Genomic DNA, 17,149 nt, shown 5'->3' with positions numbered 1-17,149 from the left:
TCTTCATACCTTTTATATTACTTAACCACTTAATATATTGGTATATTAAAATACAAATCAGATGGATGCTAATCTAGGTTCGTCATTACTATTTTTCATGTCCGCTAATGCTTATTGCGTGATTTAGCCCCATTGCTACACAGACCACAACTTTAGATAGCAATTCTTTTTTATTAATTTAATCAAATTTTAATTTCTTTAATGCTTCTGCTAATGCGTTATTCAATGGTTCTTCTTCTTTTTTCTGTTGACGCATATATTTTTGAACATCGCGCTTATCAGCTTTATTTCCGGATTCTTTCTTACGACGTTCTTGGAATGTAGAAAGTTTCTCGCGATAACCACATTTACATGCGAAGATTTGCCCTGCACCTTCACCGCGTAGTTCTAGTTTTTTCTTACATTGCGGGCAACGGGCATTTGTTGTACGAGACACATTTTTACGATGTCCGCATTCGCGGTCTTGGCATACGAGCATTTTTCCTTTTTTCCCGTTTACTTCTAGCATCGGTTTGCCGCAATCTGGACAAGTTTTTGTTGAAATGTTGTCGTGTTTATACTTTTTATCGCTCGATTTAATTTCAGCAACAATTTCTTTCGTATAGCTTTTCATTTCTGCAATGAATACTTCTTTTTTTAATTTCCCCTTTGCGATCGCTTCAAGTTTTTGCTCCCATTCACCAGTTAGTGTAGGAGATTTTAATTCTTCTGGTACTAGATCGAGTAATTGACGACCTTTTGACGTAATGTGAATATCTTTTCCACGCTTTTCAATTAAGAATGAATTGAAGAGTTTATCGATAATATCTGCACGTGTCGCTACAGTACCTAATCCACCAGTCGATTTTAACGTATCAGCAAGTTGTTTATTTTGTGTCTCCATATATTTTGTAGGATTTTCCATTGCTGAAAGTAAAGTCGCTTCATTAAATCGTGCAGGTGGCTTTGTTTGACCTGATGTTTGCATGATTAGTTTTATATTCAATGTATCGCCTTTTTCAATGCGAGGTAAAATTTGCTCTTTTACGTCATCAGTTACATCATCGTCTTCAAAGCGGTTTTCGTACACTTCTTTCCAACCAGCATGTAAAATTGTTTTCCCGCGTGCAATGAACGTTTCATTATCAACTTTTGTACGTAATGTTAGCTGTTCATATTCAAATGCTGGGAATAAAACGGCTAAGAAACGTTTTACAACTAAGTCATAAATTTTACGTTCTTTATCGGTGAAAGCTGAGAAGTTAACATAGCCTTCTGTTGGAATAATCGCGTGATGATCACTTACTTTGCTATCATCCACAAATGATTTATTAGACTTTATCGGTTTATTTAAAACTTTATGTGCTAAAGAGCGATATTCTCCCACGCCGCATGCTTTCAGACGCTCCTGAAGTGTTCCAACAATATCAGATGAAATGTAACGCGAATCTGTACGAGGATATGTTAACACTTTATGTTGTTCATATAACTTCTGCATAATGTTTAATGTTTCTTTCGCAGAGTAACCAAATTTTTTATTTGCATCACGCTGTAATTCAGTTAAATCGTAAAGACCAGGAGAGAATGACTTCTTCTGTTTTTTATCAATTTCGACAACAGTAGCATTTTGTTTATCTAGATTCTTTACAATTCCATCAATTTTCTCTTTATTAAAACTACGGCTATTACCGTTTGCATCTTGCCAAGTTAGTTTTAACTGATTCGTTGTTTGAGCTTCGATACCGTAGTAAGTTTGAGCTTTAAAATTCTTTATTTCATCTTCACGACCAGCGATAATAGCTACAGTTGGTGTTTGTACACGGCCGCAATTGAGCTGTGCATTAAAGCGAGTTGTTAAAGCTCGAGTTGCGTTAAGACCGATATACCAATCAGCTTCTGAACGCGCAACTGCTGAAGCATACAAATTGTCATAAGCTTTACCTGGCTTTAAATTATTAAAACCATCTTTAATTGCTTTGTCTGTTACAGAGGAAATCCATAAACGCTTAATTGGTTTATTCACCTTTGCTTTTTCAATTATCCAACGTGCAACTAATTCTCCCTCTCTTCCAGCATCTGTAGCCACAATCACCTCATTAACATCATTTCGGGTAAGTTGATGTTTCACAGCATTAAACTGTTTTCCCGTTTGTTTTATAACAACTAATTTCATACGTTCTGGAAGCATTGGAAGATCTTCAAGATTCCATGTTTTATACTTATTATCATAAGCCTCAGGATCTGCGAGCGTCACTAAATGCCCAAGAGCCCAAGTCACGATGTATTTGTCACCTTCTAAAAATCCATTACCTTTTTTTGTACACTTTAATACTTTTGCTATATCACGTGCAACTGATGGTTTCTCAGCAATTACTACACTTTTTGCCATTTATTCGAACTCCTTTACTAACTATATACCGTTTAATATACCATAGTTTTCAAGAAGAACCTCCAAATAATGCGTTCGCGGAAGCATTAAAAGGGGTGAAGTTTGATTAAAGGAGTTGGCTTACCAACTCCTTTTTTCATGTCCACTCCTATATCAACCGTTTTTTAAAATATATCGGCGATTCGACACAAGATAAAACGAAACTTCCATCAGTGTGGAAAAAGAAAAACCTCCACTGACAGAAGTTTCACTTCATATAAATTCATTTTAATTGTTTACTCATATTTGTAAACAATTCCTTCTTCTGTTCAGTTTTTGATTTATATAATAAACATTTTCTAGTTTTGTGCGACTTTCAAATGTTTTCCACGCTTGATCTACATCAATTTTGATTTCTTTGAGTGAATGTGCTGTTTCTTCCTCTAACATAACGTTTTCCCATTGATTTAATTTACTAATTTCTAGTAATAAATCTTGACATACTTTACATGTATCTACATGTTTTGTGAATTCTTTTCTTGTATCATAAGAAAGCTCCCCATCCATATTTTGAACGTTTTTTACGTCTACAACTGGCTTGCTCATCGTTGTCCTCCTACACTTGTTTGATTGTTCCTAATTTACGCCTTTTCTGGAGTAGCTGCCATTGGTTTACCTAACATTTACCTAACATTTTTGTAATCTAAGTGAAATATATTGAGCCGTTTGTTATTTTAAAGTATCTCAAAAGACGATATGAAAGACGTGTAACTTTCCCAACATTCGCACTTGGATCTACATCTAATGTATCGGTATATTCCACTTCAAGGTACTTTAATCATTAGGGATAGTAGTGTAGCTGATGAAAATGCTATACAGAACTTATGAAGAAATGCAGCGAAACAGTAGCAAACCATCCGAATTTAGAATCTGTACGTATTTTGATTGGTGACAGAATGACTGTTTATAAAGTGAAGAAATAGTTATATTTGAATGATTGTACATACGATTTTTTTACTCTCTAACAAAATTGTAATGTTAATGTAGGGAAAATGCATCTCTCAATTGAAAGATATATGATAATCTCTAAAAATCAGTAGTTTATGTCCGCTAATACTTAACGTAAGATTTGATATTAGCACTATTAGGAATAATGTACGAAAGTTACTTAGGTGAGAAAACTTTATTAAATCCCCCTTATTTTTATTGGGACTTACAGTAGGGTAATATCGTTTTTTTTAACATTAAGGAAAATAGATGTAAATTTCATTAAAGAAACAATCTATTTAGATTATGTTTTTTCAGATGTAAAAAAGATTAAAATTAAATAACTTTAACAGCCTTCCATTTATTATATGAATGGAAGGCTGGTGTCTTTAGACTATTGAAATTATGATGTTTTAAGTTAACAACCTATATCCATCAATTTAATAATTTTATAACGTCCTCAAAACAAAAAAGTTTGTACATTTTTACCTGGGGATATCAATTTTCTCGCTTTTGGGAATTTGCTTTTCTTAAGTTGATGGACATGTGGCGGGACCCTATAAAATTATATATTGACCTTTATCTATTGGGATTTTTTTAATTTAGGTCTTGATAATGTACGAAATTCCCAAAATAATATGGTGAGACCTTAAAGAAGCGAGGGAGTTCGCCAAATATCAAGACAAAAACAAACGCAACTAAACAACGTTGGGAAGGTTTGGGTAGGAAAGAACAACCTTCTCAAGTAGTTACATATAATTTGAAAGAATTTATTAGAAAGTTGAGGTATTCATAAAAGTTATGTTTTTAGAAATCATCACCTTTATTTTACTTATTATTTTTTTATTCTTTTATTTAAGAGATCCAAGAAGTTTACTAATCGGATTTTTATTTAATCTGTTCTTTTGCTCATTCCTTATCCTGTTTGTTTATTTGGGTTTTAGCTCTAGTAATATAAAATTTCAATACATTGCCGTTATCCCTCTTCTCATTATTGGCTTTATGTTAACCTTTGGTATATTTGCTTTAATGATTGGGCTATTTCTGAATGCAAGAATTTTAATGAGAAGAGAAAGGCTACGTTTTTCAAATTGTTTAGTGCTACTAGCTGGACTAAGTATTTTATTCAGTATAATAGTATTCTTATTATTTGAGCCAACTCAACTTTTAACCCGTGATTTCGGAATAATTCCGTTCGGAGTGTTTTTCATTATAGTATATTTCCTTTTCCATTTGTCGAACTTCTTAACAGCTTATTTTCTGTATCAATTCAACAGACCAAAACCTAATCAAGATTTCATTATCGTCCTTGGTAGCGGATTAATTAACGATAAAGTGCCACCACTTTTAGCAAGCAGAATTAATAAGGCAATTGATTTCTATTGGAAACAAGCGGCTGTTTCTTTTCCGCCTATAATCATTTTCTCTGGTGGACAAGGACCTGACGAAAACATTTCCGAGGCTGAGGCTATGCAAACATACGCCGTTGAAAAAGGGATTCCTATCGAACATACGATAAAAGAAGATCGTTCTGTTAACACGTATCAAAATATGTTATTTTCAAAACAAATTATGGATTCACGAAAAGAAGGCAAATACGAAAGTATCTTTACAACGAATAATTTCCATCTTTTCCGCGCTGGATTATATGCAAAAAAAGCTGGACTTAACAGCCATGGAATCGGTTCAGAAACAGCTTTTTATTATTGGCCAAACGCGATGATTCGAGAGTATATTGCAATTGTTGTCATGGGGCGTAAACTGCATACTAAGGTCGTAGCAGCTACCTTAGGATTCCCCCTACTCCTTACAGCGATTTATTATCTGTTTTTTTAACACACACAAGAAAAGCGCAAGAAGCAATGGTATGCTTCTCGCGCTTTTTGATTGAAACGTGCTTTTGTATGCGTAGCGTCAACAATAATAGATTTACTTTGCATCAAGTTCTTTTCTAGTGCAATTTCCACTGTTTTTTGGATGAGCATGTCAAGTAACTCTACATCCTTTAAACGAAGCTTATAAAACTTCGTTAATGAACTAGGATCGATCACCATATCTTCTGGTGCCATATCTAAGAAATATTTAAAAGACATGTCATATTTTGAGCGTTCAACAACATCTATATCTGATAAATCAAAAATGGATTTTAGCAATAAATATTTGAACATACGAACGGGCGGCACTGCATTACGACCGTTATCGAGACAATATTTATCCTTCAATTCTTCTAAAACAAAAGAAAAATCAACCATTTCATTAAATTGACGGAGCATATTATCTTTTGGTATGACGATATCGTAAATCGCCATGAATGGGCTAAGGTTAAGAGATTGTTGTTTTGAAATCATCCGAGACACCACCTAGAATTAGTACAACCATTATATATGAAAAAAGCGAAAGTTTTTTAAACTATGAGGACTTTTTCAGTGCCCCACCAATCGGCAGGAACCTTTGTTTATTAATGAATCAACTTACTTCCTTTTGCGTTTTCTACAAACTTTTCACTCGACTTATTAATTGGCTTTTTCAGAGCTAACGCAATAACAAGCATCACACCAACCCATACGCAAAGTACGAGAAGATCTTTCCACACAATCCCCCACATCATACCGCCCACTGTCTCACGAATAATACGAATTGCATACGTGAACGGCAGGAATGGATAAATTGCTTGGAAGAACTTCGGCGTCATTTGAATTGGGAATGTTCCACCTGAACCGGCAACTTGTAATACAAGTAACACGATTGCCATGGATTTACCGATGTTTCCAAATACAGAAACAAGTGAGTATACAATACAAACGAACACTCCAGCAATGAACATGCTAAATAGGACAAACCAAAATTTATCAACTACATAAGTGCCCAGTAAGAATATATCTCCCACTGCTACGATAAATGCCTGAGCAAGACCGACCGTTAAGAATGTTAAGAAACGTCCGAAGTAAATTTGATAACTTTTATATTCCGCGTCTTCCTCATGTACTTCTACTGTTAATAATGACACCATGAGTAGTGCCCCTACCCATAATGCTAACACTGTGTAGAACGGCGACATTGCTGAACCGTAGTTTGGAATTGGGAACAATTTATTCTCTTTTAGATTTACTGGATTTGCAAAATAATCACTTTGTTTTTCGACATCATGCTTTAGCAAACGAATGATGTCCTTTAAATCTTCTTGTGATTCAAACTCGCGAATTTTATTCGCAATTTCTTTAATTTTCTTCTCAGCTTCTGGAAGTTCTGCTTTTACTTTAGCTACGTCCTCTTTGCCAAGCGCTAATCCTTTTGATGCATCCTCTAGCAATTTTTTTACATCAGGTAGACTTTGATTGGCTGTATTTAAAACATCCGCTGCGTTTTTGTTCATTCTTTTCGTTTTCGCAATTGCATCGTTGAAACTTGGGACAATTTCAGAATCGTAGCGTGCTAAGATATCACCTAATGTGTTGGATGCATCTTTAGCAGCTGCATTTATACCATCTATATCATCTTTTGATGGTATCTTCCCGCTATTAATGACATCAAGAGCCTTATTTATTTTATTAATTATCTTTTGCATGTCTCCTTTTGCATCATTTAATTTCGCTACAGTCTCAGGAATGTTTGTTGTTTTACCTGCATCACCAGCAAGCTTATCTGCGCTATTTAATACAGGAATAATTCCGTCTATTATATTAATTCCCTTTTGAAGCTGAGATTGAACGTCGTATAATCCTTGTTTTGCCGGTTCTAGATTTACATTACCACCTATACCATTATCAACTTTATTTATTAAATCATTTGTACCATTAATAAAATTATTTGAGCCTTTTTCAACATCTTTTGCTAAACTATCGATTTGATTTAATAAACCTTCAATAGCCGGCTTATTCTTATTCAAATCGTTTGCTGCTTCTATTGCCAATTTTGCATTTTTGTTGATTTCATTAAGCTTTTTATTAAGAACTTCTATTTCACTTACAAGAGTATCTTTTTCAGATATGTTAGAATCTTGAACAAGTTTCTTGAGTAAATTAGTATCTTCAATTCCCATTGCAGACTTTTGCTCAATGTATTCAACAAGTGGTTTGAATTTTTCAGCTTTTGCATCAGCTGTATTTAAATACTCTTTCGCCTTATCTGTATAACCAGAAATCTTTTGCGAAGCGTCTTTTACTCCATTTGCTGTACTTTGCAAGGATTTTATCTGCCCTTTAATCATTTCCTTATCTACATTTTTCAATGGATCTTTTATAAAATCCGTAATCTGCGCCGCATCATCGGCAGCCTTTTTCGCATACGTTAAATCTCTCTTAATCGCCGCTGGTGCCTCATCCAACGCTTGATCATTTGCTGCAAAGAACGAATCTAAACCTTTCGACATCTGCTGACCATCTTGAATAATACTTTCAACCTTTGGTAACGTATCTTGTGCTGTCGTTACAAGACCTTGTGCTTTATCAGCATCTGTTAATGCTGTATCCACCACTTTATTGATTTCTGGAATTTGTGCTTCTAATTTGAAAACAAGATCCTTTATCTTTTCAATACTTGGTAAGTTTGTTTCTAAGTCAATTCCAAGCTCATTAAAGATTTGAAAAATCTCACCATTTGCTGTTTTAACAAAGCTTTTGCCTATTTCTTCAACAATACCAGACGCACCTTTTGAAGTGATTTTTGGTGCAATGGCATTTACCTTTTCGTTCACATAATATTGAATTTCTGGTTTTTGCGGATTCTCATCCAATACCGTTGCAATTTTTTCTGAGAAGTCTTTAGGAATGGTAATACTTGCGTAATAATCACCATGCTTCACGCCATGTATCGCTTCCTTCTCATTAACGAATTTCCAACCGAGGTTTTTATCTTTTTTTAGGGAATCCACAACTTCTTTCCCTATATTAATGTCTTTCCCTCGTAGATTTGCACCTTTGTCTTCATTAGTTATTGCAATGGGAACATCTTTCGTACTCCCATAAGGGTCCCACGAGGCTTCAATATTAAACCACGCATAGAGCGATGGTAAAATCGTAAGCCCTATGATGATTACAATTGCAGCCCAGTGCCTTGCTACATTCCTTATGTCTGTCGTATATATACGCCATATTTGTTTCATATTATTAATCACCTAATCATATGTTTTTTCTTTTTCCCAAATTCATACATACATTTCGCCATTATAACATTATTTTTAGAAAACTTTAACTGAAACGGTGTATATGTTAGTTCATCACCAAAAGACAGGAAAGATATATAGATGTGCACTCCACTCTGAGTGGACGCTTTCCGTTCCGTGTACTAAAAATGATACATTTTCAAAAAATCAATCCTATGTTACGTTGATGAACCGTATACGTTCCTAAAAAACTGTACACATCATTATATGATAACTTTAATGAAACATACAAACAAAATGACCGTTTTGGTTTTACGTTCAGTTCTTAAGATTATATATCGAATGTAATAAAAAAGACAACCAATCCGTATTTTGCACGGTGGTTGCCTTTTTCATTACATGTTAATTTGAACTTCAACACCAAAATGATCAGATATTACTTCACGGTTTATCCCATTAAAAATCACTTTGGAAGAAGTAACTTGTACAGGCTGATTGCTTAAAATAAGATCGATACGTAAATTCTGCTCATTCTCATCCCAGCCAGCAATCTTTCCTTGCACAGTTGTTCCTTCGTCTTTTCGTTCTGCTAATTGATATGTGTCATATAAGCCTTTTTGCATAAGATAGTCATAGCCCTCATTTTGCAAACGTGCATTGTTATTGAAGTCACCCATTAAGAACGACAATTCGTTATTCTCCGCGCGCTGCAATAAACGATCGACTTGCTTCTGAAATGGTTCTTCTTCATCGTTCCACCAGCCGAGGTGACAAGAATAAAATGTCACCGGCTGGTTGTAATAAGAAACCATAACGCTTACAATTTTCCGTGTTTTCCAGTACGTTGTGTCGGTACTATCTGATACGAAAAATGAATCGCTCGTTCTAATAGAATGCTTTGTTAAAATGGTTAAACCTTCTTCATACACATCGTATCCAATATGAGCAAAGTCCCATACAACGTCATATTTTGCCGCGCCAAGCTTCTCTAACTCCGCTTGTAATAAGCGTCCAAAATTATCTTCTTTCATGTTTCCAGATACATCTCTGGCTGCAATTGACTGACTTACTTCTTGCAATGCGATAACATCATAATCATTTTCTTGAATCGTTTTTGCCAAGTAATGAATCTTTGCAATTTGCTCATCTTCTTGCCACGAATGACAATTTAATGTTAATAATTTCATTTGTTATATACCTAAAATATCTTGAATATCTGATTTCAATACGTCAGCTTTTGGACCATATACAGCTTGTACACCTTTATCTTTTACAATTAATCCAAGTGCTCCGTTCTTCTTCCACTCTGCTTCTTTTGCAACAATATCTAAATCTTTTACTGTCACACGTAAACGCGTCATACAAGCATCTACATCGGCAATGTTTTCTTTCCCGCCTAACAATGCGATAACCGCTGTTGCTAATGAGCCTTCTTTTACACTTGCTGCTGCTACTTCTTCAGTACCATCTTCATTCTCAATGTAGTTACCAGCACGTCCTGGTGTTGGTAAGTTGAACTTTTTAATTAAGAAGTTGAAGATCGTAAAGTTTAATCCAAAGAAGATCGCTGATACAACAAAGAAGTTAATAAGATCTCTTGTTAATCCAGCCTTTACAATCATTGGTGTACGAGTTAATAACTCAATAAAACCAAATGCATGAACACGTAGATTAATAATATCTGCTAACGCGAATGCTACACCAGTGATAATTGCATACACAACATATAATACTGGAGCAATAAACATAAACATAAATTCAATTGGCTCTGTAACCCCAGTTAAAAATACTGCTAATGCTGCTGAGAAGAACATTGGTTTATATTTATGACGTTTTTCTACATCTACGTTGCGGTACATCGCAAATGCGATACCAATTAATGATGCAGTTGAACCGATAACTTGTCCTACTTTGAAACGTGCAGGAACAACGCTATTTAATAAGTCATGATATGCATTCATATCACCTTTAGTAATTAAGTTATTTAAGTCTGTAATCCATGCAAGCCATAATGGATCTTGTCCCGCTACAACTTGTCCTGCCTTAGCACCTGTTAAGATTGTGTACGATCCGCCAAGCGCTGTATAGTTCATTGGAATCGTTAACATATGATGCAATCCAAATGGTAATAATAAGCGTTCTAATGTTCCGTATACAAATGGCGCAACAACTGGTGCGCTATCTTTTGAAGCTGCAATCCAGCGTCCAAATTCGTTTAATCCACTTTGAATGAATGGCCATACGAATGATAGAATAATAGCAGTGATTGTAGAACCAACGATTACTACAAATGGCACGAAACGTTTTCCGTTAAAGAAAGCTAATGCTTGTGGTAATTTATTATAGTTATAATATTTATTGTATAGTGTAGCTCCTAAGAAACCTGAAATAATACCTACGAAAACTCCCATATTAAGTGCTGGTGCACCAAGAACAGAAGTAAAATAATCTTTTACAAGTAAATCTCCTGCTAATAAAGAAGATACTTTCGCTTTTGAATCTACTAACATTGCAGCGTTCACACCAAAAATTGCTCCGGTAATACGGTTTGTTAATATGAATGCTAACAATGCCGCAAACGCACCGCCTGCACGATCCTTCGCCCAAGATCCCCCAATTGCTACAGCGAATAAAATATGTAAGTTTACAATAATTGCCCAACCGATATCTTCCATAACTCTAGCAATCGTTTGTACTGCATTTACATCCCCAGCAGACATACCGATTAGTTTACCAATAGAAATCATTAAACCAGCAGCCGGCATAACCGCAACTACTACTAGTAAAGCTTTTCCAAACTTTTGCCAAAAATCAAAAGATGCAAGCTTCTTCATTTTTTTGTTCCTCCTTTTTCTAACTTAGTCCCTCATGTATAAATAATAATTGCTTATCCCCTTGTGAAAACGTTTTTTTACGCAATCGTTTTCATAAATCCATTTTAATAAAAGCGTTTTCATATTGCAATAATAATTTTATAAAAAATGCTAACTTTTATATAAGGAAAGATGCTATATAAGCATCTTCCCTTATTATTTAACACGATAAATCCTTGTTTCAAATGGTTGTAAAGTGATTGTTGTCACTGCATTATGAGCTTCTACTTCGTAGTTATTCAGAAGCAAACGATTGCATTTTAACTCGAATGAAGTCTCTTCATATACAGCTTCGCTCTTCGATATATTGCTAATTACAACAACTTTTTCATCATGTAACGTACGTGTATACGCATAAATTTGCGGGTGATCTTCTAAAAGTAAATCGTACGTTCCATACGTAAACACTTCATGTTCTTTTTTTAGTACAACCATCTTTTTATAGAAATTTAAAATAGAATCTGCGTCTGTTTGCTGCACGTCTACATTAATTTCTCGATAATTTGGATTCATTCCAAACCAAGGCGTACCTGTTGTAAAGCCAGCATTTTCTTCACTATTCCACTGCATTGGTGTACGTGAGTTGTCGCGGCAAGATGCCCAAATAATCTCCATAATGTCTTGATGAGGTACTCCCTCTTCAACCTTTTGACGATATAAGTTCTTAATCGCCACATCGTCATAATCTTCGATACGCGGGAACTGAACATTCGTCATCCCGATTTCTTGACCTTGATAAATGAACGGTGTGCCCTGCATAAAGAAATACATCGCCCCTAAAGCTGTTGCACTTTCGCGCCAGTATTGTTTATCATCGCCCCAAGTAGAGACAATACGCGGTTTATCATGGTTTTCAATATACAGCGCATTCCATCCTTTATTCTCCAAACCTTTTTGCCACTTCGTTAACACTTTTTTAAGCCCTACAATATCGAGTTCTTTTTTCTTTTCTGCATCCCATAAGCTTAAATGCTCGAATTGGAATACCATATTGAATTTCCCTTGCTCTTCTCCAACCCAAAGCTCAGCATCTTCAATTTTCACACCATTTGCTTCGCCGACAGTCATAATATCGTATTTAGCAAACGTGTTTGCTTTTAACTCTTCTAACAGCGGCTGAATGCCTTTCACATTCATATGTTTATCGAAAGAAGGCACATACTTTAGCCCTTTCGGATTCGGCATATCCTTGAATCCGTCTTCCTTCTTAATGTGACTAATCGCATCAACACGGAAGCCGTCAATTCCTTTATCAAGCCACCAATTCACTGTGTCATATAAAACTTGGCGTACTTCTTCGTTTTCCCAGTTTAAATCTGGTTGCTTACGTGAGAACAGATGTAAGTAATATTGGTCTGTTGTTTCATCATACTCCCAAGCAGATCCGTTAAAAATACTTTCCCAGTTATTTGGTTCTTTTCCATTTTTCCCGTCGTGCCATATATACCAATCACGCTTTGGGTTATCCTTAGAAGAACGCGATTCAATAAACCATGGATGCTCATCACTTGAATGATTAATAACAAGATCAATAATTAGCTTCATATCACGTTTGTGTACTTCTGCTAATAATTCATCAAAATCAGCCATCGTACCAAATTCGTCCATAATATCTTGATAATCACTAATATCATAGCCGTTATCATCGTTTGGCGATTTATACATTGGACAAATCCAAATTACATCAATGCCCAGATCTTTTAAATAGTCTAACTTTGAGATCATTCCTTGCAAATCTCCGATACCATCACCATTTGAATCCATAAAACTGCGCGGATAAATTTGATAAGCTACGGCTTCTTTCCACCATGTTTTGTTCATAACTCCTTCTCTCCTTTTTGCACAAGTTTATGCAAACGTTTTCGTAACACTATCATAACAAAATATAAAGAGTTTGTAACGATAAATTTTACATTATCACTAAATATATATATGTATGATTAGTCTGAAACAAAGTGAAGCTTTTATCCCGCTAAATTCTTCATATTTACTAGCGCAAAAAAGTTGTTTATGCACATGTATAAAAACAGACATAAAAAACCCCCTTTTCTTTTTTAGGGGGACGGTCAAGGCCTTTTCCTGCCATTTGAAACAAATGGATCAAGAGGCAGGTAGCGGGCATATTGTATTCTGTATAGTAGCGATTTGTGTGTTAAAAAATCAAAGTGGGTTTATATATAAATAAGATTAATAATTTACCTTATTAATCTTATCTCCCATTTCTTTATGATTTATTCTTTTTTACATCGAACTTTCTTCAAAATAAGTTGGATCATGTATTGTAATTTTTTTATCTAAAATTGTGACGATACAATCATTTTTTAATTGCTTTAATACGCCACTAACTGTCTCCCGAGACGTCCCGGATATTTTAGAAATTTCAATTGTTGTGAGAGGACATGAAATTAAAATTTCTTTTCCTGCTTCTTCTCCTAAATCGTTCATCAAGTAACCTAATGTTTGTATGACCCGATCTTGGGCATTTGGAATGGTAATGTTTTGGACACGCTTTTCATTTATTTTCAATATAGAAGAAAGCTCTTGAACAATATACATGAGCTGCTTTTGATTTGACTTCACCATATCCTCAAAAATAGCAGTGGGAATATAGTACACATCGACGTCCGTCATTGCAACGGCCGTATAATTATATGACGCATCTGTAAACATACCGCAATAAGGAAAAATAGAAAAACGCTTTATGTAATCTTCATATAACAAATTTCCGCTTTGATTCACTCGCTCTAATTTCACAAATCCATCTAGCATAAAATAGATTCTGTCTCTTGAATCACCTTCTAAAAATAAAAATTGCCCCTTTTTATAGGTTCGCCAATAAACAAATTGTGCCAGACTTTCCAATTTCTTATTTGATAAATTAGCAAATAGTTCAAATTGCTTTAAGTCTTCCACTATATTTCGTCTTTGCATGAAATGTCCTCTCTCTTTCTGTAAAGTGAAACTTCCGTCAGCTCAGGATTCTTCATCCTCCGCCTATTTTTTTCGCTTCTCTTTGAATCTTGAGGTGAGGGTTCCCGTAAATAGCAGGAATCATGTAACGTAAAGAAAGCGCCTTCATAAATTATTTTATCATAATAAAACAATGATTTTCTCCTTTATGAATGAATACTTTATGAACTTACTTATATAGAAAAAGAATGAAGCCTAGTCACTTCATTCTTTTTCTATAAATTGATTTTAAATTTCCGATATATATAAATACAGGTTGATTTTTTAACATCTAAGTCGCTGTTATGCAGAAGCCGCTACTTGCTGTCTATCTTTGTTTTAAACTTTGCACGTGGCAGGAAAAGGAACTGACCGCCTCTATGCATGGCCAGTCCCTCTTGCCCATTTAAATAAATGCTTTTCTGCCTTTTTTTCATACAGTAACTGAGTAGTTACAAGGTTTTTATATTAGTTTTTCAATTTGCATCTATATATACCTTACTTTGCAATAATAGTACCCGCATTCTCTTCTAACGCTTCATATACCTTTTCCAATGAAGTAATAATCGTTTTTCGTTTTGAATCTGTATTCACAAAATTAATGGCTGCTTCAATTTTCGGAAGCATACTTCCAGGTGCAAATTGACTTTCTTGTATATATTTCTCTAGCTCAGCAACGGTAACTTTCTCTAGTTTCTTCTGATCTGGTGTATTGAAGTTTACATACACATAATCAACTGCAGTTAAAATAACGAGAATATCAGCATCCACTAATTCAGCTAATTTTTGAGCAGCAAAATCTTTATCAATAACAGCCTCTGTTCCTACTAAGCCATCTTTCGAATTAATAACAGGGATGCCTCCGCCTCCAACAGCAATGACAATATCACCGTCCTCCACTAATGCATTAATTACTTTATGTTCGTGAATGCTTATCGGTTTCGGGGATGGTACAACACGTCGCCAGCCACGTCCTGCATCTTCTTTAAATGCAGCTTTTGTTGTCTCCATTAACTTCCGTGCTTCTTCTTCTGTATAAAAAGGACCGATTGGTTTTGTTGGATTTTCGAATGCCTCGTCCTTTTCATCCACCTCAACCCGGGTGATCACCGTTACTACATCTTTTTCGATCCCCCGCTTTTTCAAAGCCTTTTCAATTGCATTTTCCATCCAATACCCGATCATTCCTTGGGTCATTGCACCGCAAGTATCTAATGGCATGGCAGGTGTTTTTTCTGTTTCTGCTGCTTTTTGCTGCAATAAGATGTTACCTACTTGCGGACCATTCCCATGTGCAATGACAACGTCTACATTATTTTCCATGATTTTAACCAATTGTTCGGCCGTTCTTTCTAATGCTTCTTGTTGTGCCTGTGCAGTAGCATCTCCAGATTGGATCGCATTTCCTCCTAGTGCAACGACGATTTTTTTTCTTGTCATTTTGTAACCCTCCTATTTCTTTTCAAAAGAGTTTTTTAAAGAGTAATACCGCCTGTAGCCAATTGATAAATCGCAAACAGTGCTAAAATCCCAATAACTATCGAGGAAATAAGCTCGACACGAGTAAAGATTTGTTTTGAATTTGTTTGTTTTTGAACTTTGTAAAAGATAAAAATTCCTGGTGCATATAATGTCATAGTCAGCAATAAATAATTTAAACCTGCTGCATAAATTAACCAAATCCCATACATACTTGCAACTAAACCAATGACAATATTTCTTGTCCGATCTTTCTCCCCGGACTGCAAACTATACTTAAATTGATAGAATGCTGAAAAAGCATAAGGAATTAAAATCGCCGAAGAAGCGAGCGAAAATGCAAAATGATAAGCTTGATCTGAAACAACAAATGTCAATAAGAAAACTTGAATCAGGCCATTTGTTAACCATAATGCATTGGCAGGAGCCTTATTTTTATTTTCCTTCGCAAACCATTTTGGAAATACACCGTCTTTCGCAGCCAAGTAAGGAATTTCAGATGCTAATAACGTCCACCCTAACCAAGCACCTAATACAGAAATAATTAAACCTAAGTTAATAAAGATAGCTCCCCATTTTCCGACAACACTTTCAAATAAATATGCCATTGCTGGACTTTTCAAATTTGCAACATCAGCCTGCTTCATAATCCCTAATGATAATAGTGTCAGAAGAATGTATATAATGAGAGTTCCTATTAATCCAATAACCGTTGCTTTTCCAACATCACTTCGACTTTTTGCACGACTTGATAAGACGACAGCTCCTTCTACCCCAATAAATACCCAAAGTGTGACAAGCATTGTACTTTTAACTTGGCTTCCTACATCCGCCCATGAAAAAGCAGCACCTTGTCCCCAAAATCCATCTACGAAAATATCAATATGAAAAGCAAATATCCCGACAATAATAAATACAAAGACTGGTACTAACTTTGCAATTGTTGTTACTAAATTCACAAGTGCCGCTGAATGTACACCGCGTAAAATCATCATATGAACACACCATAGTAATATACTTGCTCCAATAATCGATGCTACATTTTGTCCACCTTCAAAAATCGGAAAAAAATAACCTAGTGAAGCAAATAATAACGTACCGTAAGCTACATTTCCGAGCCAAGCGGATAACCAATATCCCCAAGCACTATTAAACCCCATGAAATTACCAAATCCAGCTTTTGCATAACTAAAAATCCCACCATCTAAATCCGGTCTTTTCACTGTTAAATTTTGAAACGCTAATCCAAGTGAAACCATTCCAATACCCGTTATAATCCAACCAATAATAATTGCACCTGCACCTGCACCCTTTGCCATATCACTTGCTAAGTTAAATGCTCCGCCGCCGATCATGGAGCCTACAACAAGCGCTGTCAAAGTAAACAGTCCCAATTTTTTCTCTTCCCCCATT

9 protein-coding genes and 2 pseudogenes are annotated in these 17,149 nt (G+C 35.3%); 1 reads left to right on the top strand and 10 read right to left on the bottom strand.

The window, feature by feature from the left end:
* Positions 1–178: 178 nt before the first annotated feature.
* Both topB and H280_RS23610 read right to left on the bottom strand, forming a co-directional pair.
* Positions 179–2,368, bottom strand: coding sequence for a DNA topoisomerase III (gene topB / locus H280_RS0113550; RefSeq protein WP_020061674.1), 2,190 nt, complete (start codon positions 2,366–2,368; stop codon positions 179–181).
* Between the two features lie 265 nt (positions 2,369–2,633).
* A pseudogene (locus H280_RS23610) lies at positions 2,634–2,914 on the bottom strand (DUF4179 domain-containing protein); the annotation flags it as partial.
* A gap of 1,221 nt (positions 2,915–4,135) precedes the next feature.
* Here H280_RS23610 and H280_RS0113540 point away from each other — a divergent pair.
* Positions 4,136–5,170: a YdcF family protein gene (locus H280_RS0113540; protein WP_020061673.1), complete on the top strand. Its 1,035-nt coding sequence runs from the start codon at positions 4,136–4,138 to the stop codon at positions 5,168–5,170.
* 44 nt (positions 5,171–5,214) lie between these two features.
* Here the strand turns inward: H280_RS0113540 and H280_RS0113535 are convergent.
* From H280_RS0113535 to arcD, 8 genes and pseudogenes are all read right to left on the bottom strand, one after another.
* Positions 5,215–5,682, bottom strand: a pseudogene (locus tag H280_RS0113535) (transposase); the annotation flags it as partial.
* Positions 5,683–5,792: 110 nt separating this feature from the next.
* Complete coding sequence (locus H280_RS0113530) at positions 5,793–8,435, bottom strand: YhgE/Pip domain-containing protein (protein WP_020061671.1); 2,643 nt, start codon at positions 8,433–8,435, stop codon at positions 5,793–5,795.
* A gap of 395 nt (positions 8,436–8,830) precedes the next feature.
* Complete coding sequence (locus H280_RS0113525; RefSeq protein WP_020061670.1) at positions 8,831–9,622, bottom strand: endonuclease/exonuclease/phosphatase family protein; 792 nt, start codon at positions 9,620–9,622, stop codon at positions 8,831–8,833.
* A gap of 3 nt (positions 9,623–9,625) precedes the next feature.
* Positions 9,626–11,269 carry a PTS transporter subunit IIBC gene (locus H280_RS0113520; RefSeq protein ID WP_020061669.1) on the bottom strand — a complete coding sequence of 548 codons (1,644 nt, stop codon included), beginning with the start codon at positions 11,267–11,269 and terminating at the stop codon, positions 9,626–9,628.
* A 195-nt stretch (positions 11,270–11,464) separates the two neighbouring features.
* Positions 11,465–13,129, bottom strand: coding sequence for a glycoside hydrolase family 13 protein (locus H280_RS0113515; protein WP_020061668.1), 1,665 nt, complete (start codon positions 13,127–13,129; stop codon positions 11,465–11,467).
* Positions 13,130–13,549: 420 nt separating this feature from the next.
* Entirely contained in the window at positions 13,550–14,239 is a 690-nt protein-coding gene (locus tag H280_RS0113500) for a Crp/Fnr family transcriptional regulator (protein ID WP_020061665.1), read from the bottom strand.
* Positions 14,240–14,755: 516 nt separating this feature from the next.
* Entirely contained in the window at positions 14,756–15,697 is a 942-nt protein-coding gene (gene arcC, locus H280_RS0113490; protein ID WP_020061663.1) for a carbamate kinase, read from the bottom strand.
* A 35-nt stretch (positions 15,698–15,732) separates the two neighbouring features.
* On the bottom strand, positions 15,733–17,148 hold the full coding sequence (arcD, locus tag H280_RS0113485) for an arginine-ornithine antiporter (RefSeq protein WP_020061662.1): 1,416 nt from the start codon (positions 17,146–17,148) through the stop codon (positions 15,733–15,735).
* Position 17,149: the final 1 nt, after the last annotated feature.

Origin of the sequence: Bacillus sp. 123MFChir2 (assembly GCF_000383235.1) — a bacterium.
GTDB lineage: Bacteria > Bacillota > Bacilli > Bacillales > Bacillaceae_G > Bacillus_A.
Note: the sequence above shows the minus strand (reverse complement) of the source record. Positions and strands in the feature narration are given on the sequence as shown.

Coding starts and splice junctions, on each gene's coding strand:
- H280_RS0113520 (WP_020061669.1), bottom strand. CDS start 11,269: ATGAAGAAGCTTGCATCTTTTGATTTTTGGCAAAAGTTTGGAAAAGCT.
- H280_RS0113525 (WP_020061670.1), bottom strand. CDS start 9,622: ATGAAATTATTAACATTAAATTGTCATTCGTGGCAAGAAGATGAGCAA.
- topB (WP_020061674.1), bottom strand. CDS start 2,368: ATGGCAAAAAGTGTAGTAATTGCTGAGAAACCATCAGTTGCACGTGAT.
- H280_RS0113515 (WP_020061668.1), bottom strand. CDS start 13,129: ATGAACAAAACATGGTGGAAAGAAGCCGTAGCTTATCAAATTTATCCG.
- arcC (WP_020061663.1), bottom strand. CDS start 15,697: ATGACAAGAAAAAAAATCGTCGTTGCACTAGGAGGAAATGCGATCCAA.
- H280_RS0113530 (WP_020061671.1), bottom strand. CDS start 8,435: ATGAAACAAATATGGCGTATATATACGACAGACATAAGGAATGTAGCA.
- H280_RS0113500 (WP_020061665.1), bottom strand. CDS start 14,239: ATGCAAAGACGAAATATAGTGGAAGACTTAAAGCAATTTGAACTATTT.
- arcD (WP_020061662.1), bottom strand. CDS start 17,148: ATGGGGGAAGAGAAAAAATTGGGACTGTTTACTTTGACAGCGCTTGTT.
- H280_RS0113540 (WP_020061673.1), top strand. CDS start 4,136: ATGTTTTTAGAAATCATCACCTTTATTTTACTTATTATTTTTTTATTC.